The sequence below is a fragment of the Parasphingopyxis lamellibrachiae genome (genome assembly GCF_003385775.1).
In the GTDB taxonomy this organism is placed as follows: domain Bacteria; phylum Pseudomonadota; class Alphaproteobacteria; order Sphingomonadales; family Sphingomonadaceae; genus Parasphingopyxis; species Parasphingopyxis lamellibrachiae.
The window spans coordinates 1841670-1860909 of sequence record NZ_QRDP01000004.1 but is presented as its reverse complement, the minus strand read 5'-3'; the positions used below and the strand labels follow the sequence as shown (position 1 = coordinate 1860909).

Sequence of the window (19240 nt, the reverse complement as noted above, 5' to 3'; positions counted from 1 at the left end):
ATGCCTAGGGCGTCGGGTGCGAATATTCCATTTCGTAGAACAGGTGCCATGTAGCCGCGCCATCGGTCGTATAGAGGACATCGAATTTGACGATTTCCTCCGAAAAATCCCAGCGCAACTGGAAATGCATGTGCCGGCCGTCGTCTAGCGGGAAATAGGTGTCGCTGCGCAGATTGGTCGCGATCAGCACCGTGTCGGACGTGAACCGGCCTTCATAGATATCCATGATTCCGAAATCGTCGTCATGCACGGCAATGCGATAAACGTCCCGGTTTGCGTCGTAGCTGAACATTGTCTCAAGCGTAATGAGGTCGCCCGGTGCCTGCTCGAACCGCAAAGTTTCCCGAAGACCATGGCCGTTGAGGGTGAACACACCGTGCGACTGGGTGGCGGGCATGGCCACCGGGCCATCCGGCCTATGCTGTACGACCGATACCTGGGCCGTGCCCGTGAGCGGTGCCAGCCGCTGCATGGCGGTTTGCACTTCTTCGGATTGCGCGGATGCGACTCCGGCCGATGCGATCGTTATGGTTATGACGATGAGTTTGAAGATAGTCCGCATGTCTCGTGTCCCCTGTCCCCTGCCAAATCCGGCAAGCCCGGTGATAGGATTCCCGCAGCAGGCCGCTATCGGCGATCTGCCAATGGCGGGCCGGTATCGGCTAAGCGCGGATGGCCATCGGCGAACTGCAGATATCGCGGCCCGGAATCCGGGCCCAAACGCCCTCCGATCGATTCCGGTTTTTGCCAGCCGGGGAGTCAGGCCCTAAGCGCCGTGCTCCGCTTGTGCAGCAACTGCGCGCTTCGCGCTCATCCGTCCAAGCACATAGAGCAGGCTGCCGACGACCAGGATCGCCGCGAGGGTCAGGAAGGCCCGGCTATCGGCCTGATTGGCCACCCACAGGCAGCTGATCATGGCCAGGCCCGCCATCAGCGTTTCGAAGGAAAAGGGCCTGTTGCCGCTGGCTTTGGCCTCCCGCCAGTGGATAACCGGCAGTGCGGCGATGCAGATCAGATAGGTGACGAGGCGTGACAGCGTTCCGGCAACGGCGAGAAAAACGAAACTGCCCGTCAGCCCGACAAGCATGGCGATCCCGCCCAGGAACAGAATTGAAAAATCGGGTGTCAGGAACCGGTTGGACACGCGCATGAAGATCGGCGGCAGCATGCCCTCTTCGGCCATGCCGAATGTCATCCGCGGCAGGGCGACGAAACCGCCCAGCGTGTTGGCGCCGATGGAGAAGGCGGCCGCGACGACGATGGCGATCGCGCCAACCTGCCCCATCACCGCTTCGGCCGCGATCGCAAGCGGCATGGTATCGCTGCTTCCGGCCGGGTCGATGGCGATATAGGCCCAGATGATCAGCATGTAGAATATCGTCACGAACGCCAATATGCCGATAAGAGCGGTCGGGATATCGCGCTTGGGCGCGCGCATTTCGCCCGCCGGCATGGAGACATTCTCAAATCCGATAAAGGCGTAGAAGGTCAGCAGGACGACCGTTTCGAAAGCGGTAAATTCGGGCAGGGCAAAGCCGATGGCGGGGCTGCCCATCGCAACGCCCGCGACGACAAAGCCCGCCAGTGGCAACAGCTTGACCAGCGTCATCGAGCCCAGAACACCCATCGCCTTGGTCATGCCGAACAGGTTGATCAGCGTGAAAGCCAGGATGAAGAGCGCAACCGCCAGCGGCCGGGCGACGGGGCCTTCGAGCACCGGCCAAAGCGCGGCGAGATAGGAAATCACGACATGGGCGTTGGCCGCCATCGCCGCGAGCGCGGAGGCATAGCGCATCCACCCGGCCTGAAAGCCGATAAAGGGCCCGAACGCCGCTTCGCCATAGAGCATCGGCCCGCCGCTATGATCGAAGCGTCGGCCAAGCGATGCGAAGACGAAAATCAGCGGGAAGAAGAGGACCCCGCCGAGCAGGATCATCCAGGGGGCAAAATTGCCGACCGCCGCATACAGGATTGCGGGCAGCGCGAAAATGCCCGCACCGACCATCCCGTTGAGCGGCAACAATGCGGTCCCGAACAGCCCGACCGTGCGCGGCGGCTTGATAGCCTGATCCATTATGTTCCCCCGATGGGAGACTGCATGGAATGCGGGGTTATGGCAAGCAAGCGGGCGCTGGTCGGCGCAACGGCGCGCGGCTATGCGCCCAGCATCCCCGCGCCGAGCAGCAGCAATATGCGCACATCGATCACGCAGTCTTCGGCGCGTTTCGCCTCCACAAAGCTTGCGATATCGTTGAGCGCCACACGGTGTACGGTGATGTTTTCGTCTGCCGTGCCGCCGCCCTCGCCGACTTTTTCGAGCGCGCTCGCCCGGAGCATCGTGAAGGTTTCGCTGGTCATGCCGGGCGAAGAGCAGAAGCGGCCGAGATTTTCGATCCTGCCCGCACGGTAGCCGGTTTCCTCTTCCAATTCGCGGCTCGCCGCCGTCTCCACCGCCTCGCCCGCCGTTTCGTCACCGACCAGCCCGGCGGGCAGCTCGAGACAATTGGCCTTGAGCGGCACCCGATACTGTTCGACGAGGATGATGTGGTCGCCGGCCGGATCGCTGTCGATGGCAAGGAGAACCGCGGCGCCGATCCCGCGCACGCGGCTCACATATTCCCACCGGCCTTCCTGATGGATCGCCAGATATTTGCCGGACCAATGGGTCTCTCTGGATTCAGTCAATGCGGGTTCGCGATCATTCGTCCATGTGCATTTCGGTCGCGGTAATGCCGTTGAGCATCCCGTTTTCGAAATTGCCATTGTCGAATGCCGTCGTAATCGCGTTGGCCGCGCCATCGCCTTCCCGCTGATTGATATTTTCGCCGACCACGGCAACTTCCTGATCGTCCACTGCGATGTAGATCAACGCATCCGCGTCGGTTCCGGCGCGCGCCGTTTCGGCCGCGGCATCGCTGTCTTCGCCGTTGGTTGACCCTGTAATGAGGATATGGATATCGGGGCCGCCCTCGGCATGTTTGGAGGCGAGACGGTCATTGACGTTCGCGGCGGCGGCCTCGCCAATCTCTTGCGTAAACTCACCCGTCTCATCGGTCAGATAGGCGCCATGGGGGCCCTCGTCTGCGCTGCTATCGGCTGCTTCGGTACCCTCGGCATCTGCCGCGCCCCCGTTCGCGCTGCATCCGGCCAGAGCCATGCCGAGCCCTGCGGCCCAGACCATTGCTGAAATTGTTTTTGTCATGCTGTTTCTTACCCCCTGTTTCGATTTGCTGAAAAGCGCCCCGAAACAGGGTTATAGCCGTTCTGCCGCCGTTATACTAGCTTCCCAGCCGGGCGATGATGGCATCGACGGCACCGTTGAAACCATCGGTAACGTCACCGGCATCGAACCGGGCGGCCATCGCCGCCTCTGTCGCATCGGTGAATTCCGCGTCGAGCGCCGCTGTGGTGCCGGATGCCGGAACAATCCCGATACGCTCATCGGCGGCTGCGATCAGGATCAGCGCGCCATCGTCGCCGATACCGTTGGATTCGATCATCTCGGCGGCCTTTTCTTCGATATCCTGATCGTCGGTGGTCAGGATGACGGCGATCCGGATTTCATGGCCGCTCTCTTCATGGAAAGCGGCAAGTCGCGCGTTCAGCGTCTCGCCGAATCCGTCTTCGAGCAACCCGATATCCTTCACATAGTCTATCGGCTCGGCCAGCTCGGCGACTTCCGCCGCGCTCTGGTCCGCCGTAGCTCCGGCATCTGCCTCGCCGGCTTCACCACTGCTGCATGCAGCAAGCGCAAGTGCAGCGCTCGCCGCGATGCCAAGGCCCAGTTTACGCATTGCGCAGATCCCCCCTAGTTGCCGAGCCGCGCGATCAGCGCATCGGCTCCGGAGTTCAGTCCCTCGGCCAGCTCGTCTTCCTCGAAGTGCGCGATCATCGCGACCTCGGCATCGGTGGTAAAGGCCTCGTCCAACCCTTCACCGACAATCGCCAACGCTTGGTCCGCTCCGGCCACATAGATGAGCGCATCGGCGCCGCGTTCGGCGCGCATTTCCTCGGCGACTTCCTCGATATCGCGGCCGTCGGTGCTCATCGCGGCGATGATATGGATGTCCCGTCCGCTATCGCCGTGAAAGCCGGCCAGCTTCTCATTCAGGCTAGCGATCAGCGCGGCATCGATAAGGCCGCCGGTAGCATCCTCCGCATAACCCGAAGTATCATGCTCCACAGCGGCGGCCTCTTCCCCGCTCTCGTCAACCGCTTCTTCCGTCGCCATATCGTCGCTGTCCGCCGTCGCCGCTTCGCCGCTGCACGCCGTCAGGGTCAGGGCCAGGCCGATCGCGCCTGCCGGAATGCTATGGATCAGTTTCATTGCGATGCTCCCGTTAAGCCAGAGCCAAATAGGCTCAAAAATGGGCCATCGCATATTTTCCGGATGCGAAACAGGCCGGTCGTGAAAGGGGCGGGCAACGCCGTCTCGCTTGGCGCATTCGCGGGGCTGTGTCATAGCGCGAAACAGGCAACGAAGAGGGGAAGCATCCATATGTTCGGTGAATTCAGGGATTTTGTCGCGCGCGGCAATGTAATCGATCTCGCGGTCGCGGTGATCATCGGCGGCGCCTTCGCAACGATTACTACATCGTTGACCGAAGACATCATCATGCCGGTTGTCGGCTGGATCTTCGGCGGTGCCGATCTGACCACTCTCTTCATCCGGCTTGGCGACATACCGGCGGACTATGCCGGATCGCCGGAGGATTATGCGGCGCTGAAGGAAGCGGGCGTGGCGATGATCGGCCTCGGCGCGTTCATCACCGTGCTTATCAATTTCGTGATCCTTGCCTTTGTCATCTTCCTGATGGTGCGCCAGGCCAACAAGATGATGGCCAAGAAGGAGGCCGAAGAGGCGGTTGAGGATAGCGGCCCCAGCGAAATCGACCTGCTGACCGAGATCCGGGACTCGCTGAAAAAGGGATAGGCTGAGGCGATACGGGCCGTTGCGAAGAGTGGCGGCGTCTGGGTTCGTTCGCCTTTCTTTCGGGCATCTGTGTTTTTTTTGGAACCTTTCACCGTTCCCATTCATTGGATTGGTGGAACGCGGCCCCGTAAGCGCCGCTGTAAACAGGAACAGTTAAAAATGAAAAAGATGGTTTTCACCACGATCGCCGCCTCCGCCGCTCTTGCGCTTGGTGCCTGCCAGAGCCCCGAAGCCGATGCGGTAGAGGATCAGGCCGAAGCCGAAGCAGAGGCGCTGGACGAACTGGCCGATGAGGCTCCGACCGAAGCGCAGGAAGAGGCGCTGGAGCAGCAGGCTGACATTGTCGAAGAGCAGGGCGAAGAAGCCGCCAATGCGATGGACGATGACGGAGAAATCGCGCCGAGCGAAACCGGTATCGGCGACACGCAATAACGGTCTGAGACGACCAGCGAGAATGCCTCCCATGGCATTGACGGCGTTGCGGGGTTTCCCGCAGCGCCGTTTTCGTTCGGGACCTGTGTCATCTCCGCCCGCGCCCCCACCCGGTCTCCCACTCAGTGTATTTTATGGGAGACCGGGTGGGGGTGCGGGCCGGTGCGGCGCCTGAGGCGAAGCCGAAGGTCTGACAGTCTGGCAGACCGAATGCCGGCAAACAAAATCGCCTTTCCAGGCCTGCATCTGCCCTCTTTTCGCCCACTCACTTCCCATTAACGCGGGAAGCCCTATATTGGGGCTGCCGGACTTGTTTCGGCTATGGCGATAAACGGTGTCGTGCAATAGACACAGCGGACCCGGGGGCAGTACCCGGCGGCTCCACCAAAAAGAGCGGATTTCAGCCGATTTCCGCCCTTCCCGATGGGGCCGAACCAGGATCGACGTGTGTTGAAAGACGTTACTTTTCGCCCGGCCTGAATGCGCCGTGAAACCGTTCACAACTCATAAGAGCAAACGATAACGACGCTCTTGCTATTGCTGCGTAACCCAAAGCTTCACGGCTTAAGTTACTAGGTAAATAACGGGGCTGGACCACGCCCGGCAACAGAAGTGGAAACCAGCGGTTCGGGGAGCACCGGGCAACAGAAGCTCCCCACTTTCATTTATCGTCAGACCTTCGGCTTCGCCTCAGGCGCCGCACCGGCCCGCACCCCCTCCCGGCCGCCCACGAGTGTACCCTGAATGGGCGGCCGGGAGGGGGCGCGGGCGGAGATGACACAGGCTCCGGCCGTGCGAAGCGTCGATGGATGGCATCGTAGGGCGGTGCGGCGACGTTGCGTGAGCAACGTTCTGACGACAAACCGCTCCCCCACCGGCCCCATTCTTCGGGCGCGGCGCGGTTTGCGGCATTCACGGCTGGCGGAATGTCCGGCGATATTCGGTCGGGCCGGTTCCGATCCGCCGGAGAAAGGCCCGGCGCATGATATCGGGGTTTGAAAACCCGCATTGCGTCGCAACGCGCTGCAAGGGGGTGTCGCTGTCTTCGAGCAGCCGCCGCGCCGCATCGACGCGTGTGCGCTCCACGAAATCGCCTGGCGTCTGCCCGGTTTCGCTCAGGAAAATCCGGGTGAAGTTGCGCACACTCATGCCGCAATGCGCGGCCAGCGCCTTGAGGGAAAGCTCAGCCGAAACATCCTGCAGGATCCAGTGCTGGACGGACCGTATCCGGCTTTCCTCGGCGATCTGCGCCGCGAGATGGGCGCTGAACTGGGACTGGCCGCCGGGCCGGCGCAGGAAGACGACGAGGCGCCGCGCCACTTTCAGAGCCAGGTCCCGGCCATGGTCGATCTCGACAAGCTTGAGCGCCAGATCGATTCCCGCCGTCACGCCGGCCGATGTGCAGAGCGGCCCGTCCTGCACGTAAATGGCGTCGTCGGAAATTTGCGCTTTCGGGTAAAGCCGCGCCAGCTCCGGTGCGTGCTGCCAATGGGTGGTGACCCGGCGATTGTCGAGCAGGCCCGCCGCGCCGAGGAAGAAGGCGCCCGTACACACGGAACCGAAGCGCCTCATATCGGGCGTCCGGCTGCGCAGCCATGAGAGGAAGCCCGTCATTTCGCCGGCCTGGCGATAATCGGGCGTCCCCGCCACCAGCAGCGTATCGATGGGAAAATCGGCGTCGCGGAATGTCAGGTCCGTCTGGATCGTCATGCCGCTCGCCCGGATGCGCCGGGTGGCCGTCGCCGATATCAGCCGCACGTCATAGGAAGCCGCCGGGGCGATGTGACGGCTGGCCTCGACGAAAACGTCGAGCGGCCCGGATATATCGAGCGACTGGGCGTTCGGCGGGATCGCGATGCCGATGATCATGGTCTTTTCCCGTCCCTTCCTGCCCCGCCTGGCCGGCCCGGCCATCCGGCGGCCCGATCGGACGCGTCTTTGGCCATAATCGACGGAAAACGATCATTGTGGCCAAAAGAGCGCGACCATATGCTTGGCCCGATACCGCGTCAAATGGAGATCGATATGTGCAACGAGACGAACGCCATCGCCGATATCGGCGGCGTGACAATCCCCGACAGCGCGCTCGGCCGGGCGGCCACCGAGTTCGTCCGGGACGTGTCGACGCCGCTGCTGTTCCACCATTCGAGCCGGGTCTATTATTTCGGCGCGATCGCCGGGCGGCAGCGCAACCTGCGCTACGATCCCGAGCTGCTCTATGTCGGCGCGATGTTCCACGATATCGGGCTGCTGGAGAGCCACAGCAGCCCGGACGAGCGCTTCGAGGTCGACGGCGCGAACGCGGCGCGCGATTTCCTTGCCGGTTACGGCATAACGCAACAGGATATCGACACGGTCTGGGCGGCGATCGCGCTGCACACCACGCCGGGCATTCCCGGGCATATGCACCCGGTGATCGCGCTGGTTACGGCGGGTGTAGAGATGGACGTGCTCGGCCTGACCTATGATCGCTATCCGGACGATATCCGCGAGGCCGTCGTCGCCGCGCATCCGCGCCCGGCCGATTTCAAGACCGGCATTATCGACGCCTTTTACGACGGGATCAGGCATAAGCCCGAAACCACGTTCGGCAATGTGAAGGGCGATGTCATCGCCATGAAAGATCCCGCGTTCCGGCCGGGCAATTTCTGTTCGGTGATCCTCGGCTCCCGCTGGGACTAGGCTTGCCGCACCCGCCCGCTCCCAACGTTGCCCCGGCAACGTCGCCGCACCGGCCCTCCCCCGCCCGGTCGCCCGTCACGCCTGTCCTGCAGGGCGACCGGGACGGGCCGGTGCGGTGTAACGGCCCGGCTAGCCGTTGCACTCCCGGCAATCCGGGTCCTTGCAGATGCGCCGGTGCATCGCGGCGAGCCGCCTCTTCAGCTCTTCGAACGCCGCCTCCGCGCCTTCCCGGCTGCTCGTGTCGGCAAAGCGCGCTGTCGACGCCGCCTCGTCCGCGCGCTTGAGCAGCGTCACGAGGATCGCGTCCGAATAGCGTTTCCTGTACACCGCCACCTTGCCGCCCGAAACGACCGGCTCCCACACCCCCTCCACCGCCCGCTCGAACGCTGCCGCCTCCAGCACCGGCAGTGCCTTGGTCAGTGCCTGCTCCCAGGCGTCCGCAAACCCCGCATCGCGCCCCCGATGGCGATAGGCGCTGGTCGAGGAGATATGCGCAATCCCGCACGCATCCCGCACACAGCCCGTCCGCGCCAGCGCATGGAGGAATTTTCGTTTGCGCGCTTCCGTCCACCCGTCATGGCGGGTGCGGTACGGTGGCGGATCGGGATCGGCCATGACAAGGGCTCCTCACACAGGGAATGGAGCCGATCTATTTATACGATTTGGGGGTCTGTAGGACAGGAAATAGGATTTACTGTGCGGCCTCGGGGCAGAAAGGCTCGGATGCTATCAGCGCGCCGCACTCGTCAGCATCATCGGGGCAATTGTCCATCATGGCCATGGCGTCATCGGCTGCGGCCTCCATATCCGCCACCGCTGCCGCAATTTGTTCTTCCAGCGTCATCTCAGACTGTTCCTGCTTGTATGCGGCTTCCATTGCATTGATCGCCGCTTGCCCTTCGGGACAGGCGATGGCCCAGGCCTTGTCTTCGGCATCCATCTCCGCCTCCCAATCGAGCGGATCAATCGCGCCCTCATGAGGGGGCTGATGCACTGCCTGTTCATCGCCGGGCGGAGTTACCATGATCGTCGTTGCCGGAGCGACGGATGCGCTCAGGAGCAATGGAGGAACAATCAGGGCGAGCAATCTCATGGGCTGTGTATAGCAGCAAAGTCCGGCCCGCCAAAATGGCTTTTAGCAGCACAATGGAAGGGGTCAGTTGGTGCACTGTCACCGTAGTAACATCCACTCTCCACTCACCCTGAGCGGGTGATGGGAGCGGAGGGGACCAGCGAGAGTATCTCCCGATACTCGTCCCAGGTCAGTTCCTCACGAGCATATTTGCGTCCGCACATGGTGGGGTTTTAGCGCAGGGGAGGGGGAGTGAGTAGTGGCGAAGGTGGGGTCGGGAAGGTTGGGGGGAATGGAGCATCACAATTGAGGATCAATGGCATGGACTTAACGATCATATTTGGAATCACTTCATATTAACGTTTCCTCGATTTTCGTAGCCTCTACTTGCAGTGTTTCAATCGAACATTCGCGGATTTTCATCAGACTTCTGCCTAAAAAATTCCGGCCTCTTCCGTTACATTCCCCCCAAAAAGTGTCGTCCCAAGTATTTCCCTCGATAAGGTACTTGTCTCCAGTAGATTTTAACAATCGATAGAACTTTTCCTTGGAGAACTTTTGAATCAATAGGGCGATCATGATGTACACTTTCACTTCGTCCCAATCATCGCGAACGTGAACTACTTGCCTGAGGTATTTTGCTACCTTTTTTGAGCCCCCGGCGGAAAGCTGCTGGCTGCTGAATAGATGTGGGAGTTCCTTTCTGCCAATCCTTTCTCCACCTGGCGAGAGCTTCCGATTGATGGCTTCAATATGCCGATCGCTCACCTTTTCCCATGTGCTGGAAGGAAATTTCATCGCTTGATAGCCATGTTCGACCGAATTGAATCGCTCGCCTTGATAGCTCACGTTTACCGGCGCGAAGTTAGAAAGCGGAGTTTTTTGAAACTTTCTAATTATTCCATCTTCTGGCAAACGATCTAGTACATCTTCTGTAGACTCTCTAATTAAGTCTAAGTATACATTGCCAATTATTGTTCTCGGAAAATTTTTAGTTTCCGATAAGTACCGTCTTTTTGTACATAACTCCATCTTTCTACGTTCAAGAATTTCTTTCAAATCAGTTTTCGGCTTGAGCACGCGAGACACGGGGAGGATGTTCACGGCATGGTCATAAAGTGACTTATGAGCTATATTTGGACGTGATGAACTCAACAAATCTATTTCGCTGCGAATTATGTCAGCTTCAGCTATAGAAATATGAATTTCCTTTGGAGAGCATTGATCAACTATATCTCGTATTTTATCAATAGTATTTCCTGTCGACGAATTGTCATCTACTATTAGAACGTTCTTTTCACGAATGTCTCTGCTGTTATGGATTATCCAACGATTAAATGCAGATTTCATATCTTCTTTGCGGTCAAACTCGTTCTTCGATGAATGAAAAGACACCGGAAATAATTTGATATCGCATGAATTCGAGTTGAAAATCTGCTGACCAAAAGCATGAGCAAAGCAGAGTTCTGTTGATCCAGATGGCATACCGATAATCAAATCAATTTCTCGCGAACCAGCGTTCGCAAATTGAGCCACGGCAGCAGCGATAACTATCGGATGGGTGGCTTCTGGCCTTGTAATATGGCGAGACGAGAATACTCCTTCTCGATAACGATCCAAAATTACAGACTGCATCTTATCAAAAGGCTTTTGATTCTTAATAAGGTCTTGAAAAGAAAATTTCACACGCAATTCATCTTGAATTAGAATTCCGTAATATAGATTAACTGCAGCTTGAGTATAATATATAGCATTTCTTCTAGCAGATTGATAACTTATGATAGTATGTTTATACTGTCCAACTTTCTCATCTTGTAAGAAGCTATTAAGCATAGTTACAGCTGCATTTTTTATATAATCTGCAATTGCCAACTGGAAAAGTGGATGCCGTGTTTCATCTAGGGCATTTAGCCCCTCTTCCAAATCTTCGCGATAGGTTTTTAATTTTGTTCTGATTTCGAATGTTGGGTTGGCGGATATAAGGTATCGCCCTCCCCTCAGGTGAACGGTTTTCTCGAAAAATACTGCCCTCCGAGACCTCTTGAAATAAGCCGGTGCGAATCGATCAAACACATCATGCGACAGCACAATGCTGCCGTCGGTAGAAAATATTTGAGGTTTAAGTAGTCGAGTTTGACTGTAGCTGAGCCTTCTCGGACCTCGTTTCCGAAGTTCAGCTATCCGGTTTCTAAGTTCCGATGCAATTTGATGGAATTGAAGGTGCTGACTTGAATCGTGGAGTTCAGTTTTCGGCAAGCTAAATTTTTTTGGAATCATGGTGTTCCGCCGTAAAACCGTCGTGCCAGTCATTGACGGACAACTTTGTCATCATGGTGCAGTGCCGGTCAATAGGTCAGTGGGCTGCAATCGAGGACCTTAGGCATGAAGCATGCGCGTAAATGGACAATGGATGAAGAGAATTGAAGTAAACGTTGCCATACTAGAAATTGCGGGTTCCAGCCTTCCCCAAATCCCCGTCCTGCGCTAATCACCCTCCCGACTCATTCACCGCCTTACCGCCGGTCGCTGCGCCCTGCGCAGTCCCCCTTCCGGCGTCGGGCACAAGAACCACGAAAAGGGCATTCCATTGACGCAGACAGGCCAAGACACGCTTTCCACCCGTTCCTCCCTCACGGTCGAGGGGCGCACCGTGCATTATTATTCGCTGGCCAAGGCCGCCGAGAAATTGGGAGACGTGTCGCGGCTGCCTTTCTCGATGAAAGTGCTGCTCGAGAATCTGCTGCGTTTCGAGGACGGGAACACCGTGACCACGGACGATGTGCAGGCCTGTGCGGACTGGCTGAAGGAGCGCAAAATTTCGCGCGAGATCCAGTACCGCCCGGCGCGCGTGCTGATGCAGGACTTTACCGGCGTTCCCGCCGTGGTCGATCTTGCCGCTATGCGCGACGCGATGACAAATCTGGGCGGCGAGGCGGAGCGGATCAATCCGCAGGTGCCCGTGCATCTCGTGATCGATCACAGCGTTATGGTCGACGAGTTCGGCACGCCCCAGGCGTTCGAGCATAATGTCGAGCTCGAATATCAGCGCAATATGGAGCGCTACGAGTTCCTGAAATGGGGCGCGGGCGCGTTCGACAATTTCAAGGTCGTGCCGCCGGGCACGGGCATCTGCCATCAGGTGAATCTGGAAAATCTGGCCAAGGGTGTGTGGTCTTCCGAGGACGCGAATGGCGATCTGGTCGCCTATCCCGATACGCTGGTCGGCACGGACAGCCACACGACGATGGTCAACGGGCTGGGCGTGCTCGGCTGGGGCGTGGGCGGGATCGAGGCCGAGGCCGCGATGCTGGGGCAGCCAGTGTCTATGCTGATCCCCGAAGTGGTCGGCTTTAACCTGACCGGCGCGATGGCCGAGGGTGTGACGGCGACGGACCTTGTGCTGACGGTTGTGCAGATGCTGCGCGAAAAGGGCGTGGTCGGGCGCTTTGTCGAGTTTTACGGCGAAGGGCTGAAGGCGCTGACCTTGGCCGATCGCGCGACGATCGCAAACATGGCGCCGGAATATGGCGCGACCTGCGGCTTCTTCCCGATCGACGAGAAAACCACCGAATATATGCGCCTGACGGGCCGCGACGAGTGGCAGATCGCGATGACGGAAGCCTATTGCCGCGAACAGGGGCTGTGGCATTCGGTCGAGGATGAAGATCCGGTCTTCACCGACACGCTGGAGCTGGACATGGGCGCGGTCGTGCCGAGCCTGGCCGGGCCGAAGCGGCCGCAGGACAAGGTGATCCTTCCCGAGGTGGACGAGCTGTTCAACGGCGAGATGCAGAGTGTCTATGGCCGCGATGCGAAGCGCGTGCCTGTCGATGGCCTCAACCATGATATCGGCGATGGCGATGTCGTGATTGCCGCGATTACGAGCTGCACCAACACGTCCAATCCCGCCGTGATGGCGGCGGCCGGGCTGGTCGCGCGCAAGGCCCGCGAAAAGGGGCTGAGCGTCAAGCCATGGGTGAAGACGAGCCTCGCGCCGGGATCGCAGGTGGTGACCGACTATCTCGACAAGGCTGGCCTTTCCGACGATCTGGACGCGATGGGCTTCGATCTGGTCGGCTATGGCTGCACGACCTGTATCGGCAATTCCGGTCCGCTGGCCGCGCCGATCTCGAAGGCCGTGAATGGCGAGGATCTGGTGGTGGCCTCCGTGCTGTCCGGCAACCGCAATTTCGAGGGCCGGGTGTCGCAGGATGTGCGGGCGAACTTCCTCGCCTCGCCGCCGCTCGTCGTCGCCTATGCGCTGAAGGGCACGGTGACCGAGGATATCACGGCCACGCCGCTGGGCCAGGATATGGACGGGAAGGATGTGTTCCTTGCCGATGTCTGGCCGTCCAACGCCGAAGTCGCCGATACGATTGCGGCGCATGTGAACCGCGATATGTTCGAAAGCCGGTACGCCAATGTCTTCGATGGGGACGAAATGTGGCGGGCCATCGATGTCGAGCCGAGCGCGACCTATACGTGGCGCTCCGGATCGACCTATGTGCAGAATCCGCCCTATTTCGAGGGCATGACGATGGAGCCGGAGGCGATCGAGGATATCGTCGACGCGCGTCCGCTGGCGCTGTTCGGCCAGTCCATCACAACCGACCATATCAGCCCCGCAGGCGCCATCAAGGAAGACTCGCCTGCCGGGAAATACCTTACAGATCATCAGGTTAACCGCAAAGACTTCAATTCTTACGGTAGTCGCCGCGGCAATCACGAGGTCATGATGCGCGGCACCTTCGCCAACATCCGCATCAAGAACCAGATGCTCGAAAATGTCGAAGGCGGCTTCACCAAATATATCCCGACCGGCGAAATGATGCCGATCTACGACGCGGCCATGCGCTACAAGGCGGACGGCACGCCGCTCGTCGTCATCGCCGGCAAGGAATATGGCACCGGCTCGTCCCGCGACTGGGCCGCGAAGGGCACAAATTTGCTGGGCGTGAAGGCGGTTATCGTCGAGAGTTTCGAGCGGATCCACCGCTCCAACCTGGTCGGCATGGGTGTGCTCCCACTGCAGTTTGCGGAAGGCACGACGCGCGAAACCCTGGGGCTGGACGGTAGCGAGACGTTCACTATCAAGCGTGTTGCGAGCCTCGATCCGCGCCAGACGGTCGAGGTCGAAATGACCCGGGCGAACGGCGATACGGCGACGTTCGAAACGCTGTGCCGCATCGATACCGCGAACGAGATGGAGTATTTCCGCCACGGCGGCATCCTCCATTATGTGCTGCGCAACCTGGCAGCCTGACGGCACGCGCAATCAAATGAAAAGGGCGGGGAAGCCGATACGCTTCCCTGCCCTTTTTTTTATTTCCGGACGGTTCGTCATTCCCCGTCCGCGGCGATCAGTAGCCCGAACAGGATGGGGTGAGATTGGCCGGCCCCAGGTCGCAATACCAGACATCGGTGGCGCCGATGGCATGGTCGACCAGCGTCCAGAAGCCGCCTTCAAGGCGCAGCACGGCCGTAGTTGTAAGGCCGTCCATCTCGCTGAAATAAGGGAAGTAGCGATGGCCGTCGATCGGCGCGCCGCCGGGTCTTTGCGGGGTTGCCGAAACGAACGCCCAGCCGCGCACGACGCGGATATCATGGACGACGAATTCTATCTCGGGTCCAATTTCCGCCTGCACGGCCGGGCGCAGCGCGTCGAGGATCGCCCGGCGCTGGGCCGAACCGCGCACGGGGGCCGCGGTCGCGCTGATCCCGGTGCCTGGTCCCGCGGCAGTGGTCGGCACGGATTGGACAAATGCTGTCGCGGCAATGGCAGCGGTCAGGGCGATGCGAACGGTTCGGTCTTTCATTGCAGCGGGCTCCTTGCCGGCGGACCGGCCTGGCCGGTTTATTGACGGTCCATGTTTAGCTTCGCCGGTACCGGGCTGAATTGACCCGGGTCAAGCGGCCACCCGGCCAACATTGCCATCGCCTGTTACGACGCGAGTTTCAAATGCGTGTCTATGGCTTCGGGCGCTTCTGCATTCTGGCTGTTAAGGCCGTTGAAAAGCGTGTTGATGACAATCCGCAGATTGTCGAGCGTCGCACTGCCTTCATATTGCGGGATCAGCTTGGGATCGCAAAAGGGCGCCACCATCAGATTGACGGGGGCCATCAGGCTGTCGATCGTCATGCCGGGAAATTCGCCATCGGTAATCGCTTCGGCGAGGATGGTGGCCATATAATGATCGGCAAGATCGACATGGCTCATAACCACGTCATGATGCTCATCGCCCAGCATCATGCAGGTCATGAAATAGTCGCGATCTTCCTCGTAGCGGGCGCGTTTGATCGCGAAGCGCCGGGCGAAGAACTGATAGAGTTTTTCACGCGGGGGCAAATCGCCGGCAACAACTTCTTCCATGATATCGTCCAGTTCACGGAACCACCGTTCGGCAAAAGCTTCGAACAGGGCTTCCTTGCTGGGAAAGAAGCGATAGACGTTGGATTGCGACATGCCGCAGGCATTGGCGATATCGGTAACGCTCGGCGAAACCGGGCCGCGTTCGCGGATCAGCTGCTCGGCGGCTTCGAGCAGTTTCTCGGCGGTTGCTTCATGATCGGTCTGGGGGCGTGCCATAGTCTGTCTCCCTGATGCTACTGTATCGCATTTGTATAACAGTTTTATGATAATCAATAGCTAATATCAATTATTATTTCCGGGCCGGTCCGAATTGTCGCTGGTCGCTGGCGCGCCTATAACGCCCCTTTCGGTCGAAAGGCGCGCAAATCATGGACAATGGTGAACAGGGCGAAGCCGTCAATCGCGATCCGATCAGCGGCTCGATAGCGCTTGTCCGGCGCTGGTGGCGGATGGTTTGCCGCGAAATCGATCAGGTGGCGGTGATCGAAAAGGTGCGCGGCGAATCCGGATGGACGCCGCGCTATGCGTTCATGACCTGCATGTCGGCGGGCATCGCGATCCTCGGCATGCTCCTGTCATCGCCTGCCGTCGTGATCGGCGCGATGCTGCTTTCGCCGCTGATGGGGCCGATTCTGGGCATCGGATTCGCGCTGGCCATCGCGGACTATCGCTGGCTCCGGGAAGCGGGCAAGGCGCTGGCCCTGGGCACGATTATTGCGATTCTCTTCTGTGCGTTCATCGTCGCCATGTCGCCATTGCAGACGATAACCACGGAGATTGCGGCGCGCACCCGGCCCAATCTTTTCGACCTCGGCGTCGCGCTGTTTTCGGCGCTGGCCGGCGCCTATGCGATGATCCGGGGGCGCGATGGCACGATTGTCGGCGTGGCCATCGCCACCGCCCTGATGCCGCCGCTCGCGGCCATCGGTTTCGGATTGGCGACGTTTAATTGGGCAGTGTTCGGCGGCGCCTTCTTCCTGTTTTTCACCAACCTCACGACTATCGCGCTGACCGCTGCCGTGATGGCCCGCACCTATGGCTTCAGCACCTATCTTTCCAGCAAACAGACGGTCGCCCAATCGGTGGTGATCATAGGCGTGTTCATAGCGCTTGCGATCCCGCTGGGTTTTTCGCTGCGGCAGATTGCCTGGGAAGCCAATGCCACCCGGCAGGCGCAGGCGATGGTCAATGATCAGTTTGGGGACGCCGCCCGTATTTCCCAGCTCGATTTCGATTTCAGCACGGATCCCATAACGCTCAGCGCTTCGGTGCTGACGCCGGAAATCGTGGGCGGGGCGCGGGAGCGCGCGCAGCGTACGCTGGAACGCGAGCTCGGCCGGTCGGTTGTCGTCGATCTCAGGCAATATCAGGTCGATACGGAAAATACGACCGATCGGGCCGAGCTGGCGCTGGCGCGCATGCGCGAACAGGCGGCGGCGACAGAGGAAGAGATAGAGAATCTGACGGACCGACTGGCGCTGATTGCGGGCGTCGATGCCGAAGAGGTGATCGTCGACCGCAATGCGCGGCGCGCCATCGTCCGGGTCCGCGCCCTGCCCGGGGCCGAACTCGAAACCTATTATGCGCTGGAGCAGCGCGCCAATGCCCGGGCCGAGGATTGGGATGTGCAGGTCATCCCGCCCGCCAAGGCGCTGCCGGAAATATCCTTTTCCGATGGCGAGCCCGATGCGGCCGGGCGGCGCGGTGTAGCACTTGCCAACTGGGCAGCGGAGCGGATCGCCACCCCGGTTGGCGTGACCGGTGCGGACGGCCAGGCCGATGCGGTGATGACGTTGATGGATGAAGCCGGGGTCGATGCGGTGCGTGTACAAGGCGATGCGCCTGCAAACCGCGTGCGGCTACAATGGATGGCGCCGGGCAGCAGTCTCGACGAATAGCGGGCGTCCGTCAGCCTATGGCGTAACGGGTTCGTCCGTCCCCGGTTGATCCATATTGCCCGCGGTGGGCCGCTCAGGGCCAAGCTTCACAGATACGCAAACGCCTCGCCACCGGGCAGGGTCGTGATTGATTTCCGCCAGACTCGTGCGAATCGCCGTTTCCGCATTGCATTCGCTTGCGATGCTGGTCAGCGCCATTTCGCTTAGTGGAGGAACTTCGCCTTCAAACAGCCAGGTTGCGTCGCTCGGCGAGCCGGTGCGTTCAGCATGGCCGTACAGCACTCTCAGCGCGTCGAGTGCGGCGATATGATAGATGCTGCCATGATGTTCGCTGTCCTGCCGCGCGACATAGGTCCAGCGCAGCGTTGCCGGCGCCTCGCTCTCCAGCGCGGCGAGTAGGGTTTCGAGCCCGGACTGCATTGTCCCGCCCTCATTGGCCATGGTCAGATAGAGGCGACGATTGCCCGCCTGGTGGCCTTCTTGGCTCATCAGCGCAGCCGCGTCGGTCACCAGCGACGCCTGATCCCACCACAGGCTGGGGCTGATCGCGATATAGCTGGTGAATAGATCGGGCGCGCGCAGCAATGTCTCGACGACGAACAACCCGGCCAGTGATTCCCCGATCAGCGCCGCCTCGTCCGACACCCGATAATTGGCCGCGATGCGCGGGATCACTTCATCGCGGATGAAACGCCGGAAATCGGCTGCGCCGCCATTGGGTTCCATATAGTCGGGATAGCGCGGATCGCTTGCCGGGCTTGTCAGTTCGAGCAGCCGGCTCTCGGTTTCGATACCGACCACGATCATCTCGTCGAAAGTGCGGCTGATCGCACCATGCTGGGCGAGGCCGGAAATATGGTGGAAATCCTGCTCGGCGCCGCCATCGATCACATAGAGCACCGGATAGAGCCGTTCGGGATTTTCGGCATAGCTGGCCGGCAGCCAGACGTTGATCGTCCGTTCCGCGTCCAGCACTTCGGACCGGAAGCTGTAGCTCGTGCCGATGGTGATCGGCGTCATTGTGCCCAGTGGTTGGGCATCCTGCGCCTGGGCGGGGATGGCGAGAAACAGGAGCGACAGCAGGGCCGCGAAGCGGTTGATCATGTGCGGGTTATCCTATTGCGGTGGAGAGCCAGTCTGGGAGGTCGAGGCCCGTCAGATCATCGACCCGGCGATGTTCGACCGAAATTCCGAGATCGGGATAGACGATGCGTTGACGCTTCTCATCGGCCCGGTCCAGTGGCACGACGACGAGGCGGCGGTTCACCTTGTTGCGATAATGCATGCGGGCGGTGTTTTCCTGCCCGACATAGCATCCCTTTTCGAAGTCGACGCCGTTCAGCTTCTCGGCATTGCATTCGAGCCAGAGCGTCCTGTCGCTGCCCAATTCGGCGACGCCTTCGGTTACGCCCAGTGACAGGCGGTGCGCCCGCCAGCCCGATACAGGGCCATCTGCCGGGGCCAGCCAGCGATGGCCGAGCGCAGCAAGGCGGGGGTCTGCGGGCCGGTCGGTCGCATCCAGCGACCAGTGAACGGCCAGTGCGTCATCGCGCGCAATGGTGATCGGTCGGCGCAGACGATACAATGTCAAGCGCCTGATCAGGTCGTTCACCATGCCCGCTTCGCAATCGACAAGAATATCCTCGCCATCCGCCCAGAGGATAAAATCGAACAGCGCCTTGCCCTGGGCGGTGAGCAGCGCCGACCATTGCGGCGCGTCCAGCTGGACAGCGTCCATATTCTGCGTGACCAGTCCCTGCAGGAATGCACGAACATCCTCCCCGGAAAGACGAATGATCGCGCGGTCGGCAAGGGTGGATGCAGGCATGGGCTTCAATTAGGGATTGGCTCGT

19 protein-coding genes and 1 other RNA gene are annotated in these 19240 nt (G+C 60.0%); 6 read left to right on the top strand and 14 right to left on the bottom strand.

Annotated features, from left to right (window positions below; translation table 11 throughout):
- Nucleotides 1-4: 4 nt before the first annotated feature.
- The 6 genes from DFR46_RS09205 to DFR46_RS09180 all read right to left on the bottom strand — a co-directional run bounded on the left by DFR46_RS09205 (nt 5) and on the right by DFR46_RS09180 (nt 4327).
- Nucleotides 5-562 (bottom strand): hypothetical protein, encoded by a 558-nt coding sequence (locus DFR46_RS09205; RefSeq protein ID WP_116236181.1) that lies wholly within the window; start codon nt 560-562, stop codon nt 5-7.
- A 204-nt stretch (nt 563-766) separates the two neighbouring features.
- Entirely contained in the window at nt 767-2074 is a 1308-nt protein-coding gene (locus DFR46_RS09200; protein WP_116236180.1) for an APC family permease, read from the bottom strand.
- A gap of 80 nt (nt 2075-2154) precedes the next feature.
- Nucleotides 2155-2685 carry an NUDIX hydrolase gene (locus tag DFR46_RS09195; protein ID WP_245953778.1) on the bottom strand — a complete coding sequence of 177 codons (531 nt, stop codon included), beginning with the start codon at nt 2683-2685 and terminating at the stop codon, nt 2155-2157.
- 13 nt (nt 2686-2698) lie between these two features.
- Nucleotides 2699-3202, bottom strand: a complete 504-nt coding sequence (locus DFR46_RS09190; RefSeq protein WP_116236178.1) for a TPM domain-containing protein — start codon at nt 3200-3202, stop codon at nt 2699-2701.
- 76 nt (nt 3203-3278) lie between these two features.
- A complete protein-coding gene (locus tag DFR46_RS09185) occupies nt 3279-3794 on the bottom strand; it encodes a TPM domain-containing protein (RefSeq protein WP_116236177.1) in 516 nt (171 codons plus the stop codon).
- A gap of 14 nt (nt 3795-3808) precedes the next feature.
- Nucleotides 3809-4327 (bottom strand): TPM domain-containing protein, encoded by a 519-nt coding sequence (locus tag DFR46_RS09180; RefSeq protein ID WP_162843451.1) that lies wholly within the window; start codon nt 4325-4327, stop codon nt 3809-3811.
- A gap of 171 nt (nt 4328-4498) precedes the next feature.
- On the opposite strand from DFR46_RS09180, the gene mscL reads away from it, so the two are divergent.
- The 3 genes from mscL (at nt 4499) to ssrA (ending at nt 5986) form a co-directional block, all read left to right on the top strand.
- The gene (gene mscL / locus DFR46_RS09175; protein WP_211306409.1) at nt 4499-4933 is read left to right on the top strand and encodes a large conductance mechanosensitive channel protein MscL; all 435 of its coding nucleotides are present in this window, start codon (nt 4499-4501) and stop codon (nt 4931-4933) included.
- A 159-nt stretch (nt 4934-5092) separates the two neighbouring features.
- Nucleotides 5093-5365, top strand: coding sequence for a hypothetical protein (locus tag DFR46_RS09170; protein ID WP_116236176.1), 273 nt, complete (start codon nt 5093-5095; stop codon nt 5363-5365).
- 265 nt (nt 5366-5630) lie between these two features.
- Nucleotides 5631-5986: a transfer-messenger RNA gene (ssrA, locus tag DFR46_RS09165) on the top strand.
- A 291-nt stretch (nt 5987-6277) separates the two neighbouring features.
- On the opposite strand, the gene DFR46_RS09160 is transcribed toward ssrA, so the two are convergent.
- Nucleotides 6278-7234, bottom strand: a complete 957-nt coding sequence (locus DFR46_RS09160) for a GlxA family transcriptional regulator (protein ID WP_116236175.1) — start codon at nt 7232-7234, stop codon at nt 6278-6280.
- 156 nt (nt 7235-7390) lie between these two features.
- Here DFR46_RS09160 and DFR46_RS09155 point away from each other — a divergent pair, with 156 nt between their 5' ends.
- Nucleotides 7391-8047 carry an HD domain-containing protein gene (locus tag DFR46_RS09155; RefSeq protein ID WP_116237246.1) on the top strand — a complete coding sequence of 219 codons (657 nt, stop codon included), beginning with the start codon at nt 7391-7393 and terminating at the stop codon, nt 8045-8047.
- 129 nt (nt 8048-8176) lie between these two features.
- On the opposite strand, the gene DFR46_RS09150 is transcribed toward DFR46_RS09155, so the two are convergent.
- The 3 genes from DFR46_RS09150 to DFR46_RS09140 form a co-directional block, all read right to left on the bottom strand.
- Nucleotides 8177-8662, bottom strand: coding sequence for a hypothetical protein (locus DFR46_RS09150; protein WP_116236174.1), 486 nt, complete (start codon nt 8660-8662; stop codon nt 8177-8179).
- Between the two features lie 76 nt (nt 8663-8738).
- Nucleotides 8739-9140 (bottom strand): hypothetical protein, encoded by a 402-nt coding sequence (locus DFR46_RS09145; protein ID WP_116236173.1) that lies wholly within the window; start codon nt 9138-9140, stop codon nt 8739-8741.
- Nucleotides 9141-9470: 330 nt separating this feature from the next.
- A complete protein-coding gene (locus tag DFR46_RS09140) occupies nt 9471-11429 on the bottom strand; it encodes an NADAR domain-containing protein (RefSeq protein WP_116236172.1) in 1959 nt (652 codons plus the stop codon).
- A gap of 277 nt (nt 11430-11706) precedes the next feature.
- Between DFR46_RS09140 and acnA the strand changes: the two genes are divergently transcribed.
- Nucleotides 11707-14382 carry an aconitate hydratase AcnA gene (acnA, locus tag DFR46_RS09135; RefSeq protein ID WP_116236171.1) on the top strand — a complete coding sequence of 892 codons (2676 nt, stop codon included), beginning with the start codon at nt 11707-11709 and terminating at the stop codon, nt 14380-14382.
- A gap of 97 nt (nt 14383-14479) precedes the next feature.
- Here the strand turns inward: acnA and DFR46_RS09130 are convergent, their stop codons facing one another.
- On the bottom strand, nt 14480-14935 hold the full coding sequence (locus DFR46_RS09130; protein ID WP_116236170.1) for a hypothetical protein: 456 nt from the start codon (nt 14933-14935) through the stop codon (nt 14480-14482).
- 125 nt (nt 14936-15060) lie between these two features.
- Nucleotides 15061-15705, bottom strand: coding sequence for a TetR/AcrR family transcriptional regulator (locus DFR46_RS09125; RefSeq protein ID WP_116236169.1), 645 nt, complete (start codon nt 15703-15705; stop codon nt 15061-15063).
- 152 nt (nt 15706-15857) lie between these two features.
- Here DFR46_RS09125 and DFR46_RS09120 point away from each other — a divergent pair, with 152 nt between their 5' ends.
- Nucleotides 15858-17387 carry a DUF389 domain-containing protein gene (locus tag DFR46_RS09120; RefSeq protein WP_116236168.1) on the top strand — a complete coding sequence of 510 codons (1530 nt, stop codon included), beginning with the start codon at nt 15858-15860 and terminating at the stop codon, nt 17385-17387.
- 15 nt (nt 17388-17402) lie between these two features.
- Here the strand turns inward: DFR46_RS09120 and DFR46_RS09115 are convergent, their stop codons facing one another.
- Nucleotides 17403-18491, bottom strand: coding sequence for an alpha/beta hydrolase (locus tag DFR46_RS09115; protein WP_211306408.1), 1089 nt, complete (start codon nt 18489-18491; stop codon nt 17403-17405).
- 7 nt (nt 18492-18498) lie between these two features.
- Complete coding sequence (gene ygfZ, locus DFR46_RS09110) at nt 18499-19215, bottom strand: CAF17-like 4Fe-4S cluster assembly/insertion protein YgfZ (protein ID WP_116236167.1); 717 nt, start codon at nt 19213-19215, stop codon at nt 18499-18501.
- Nucleotides 19216-19240 lie beyond the last annotated feature (25 nt).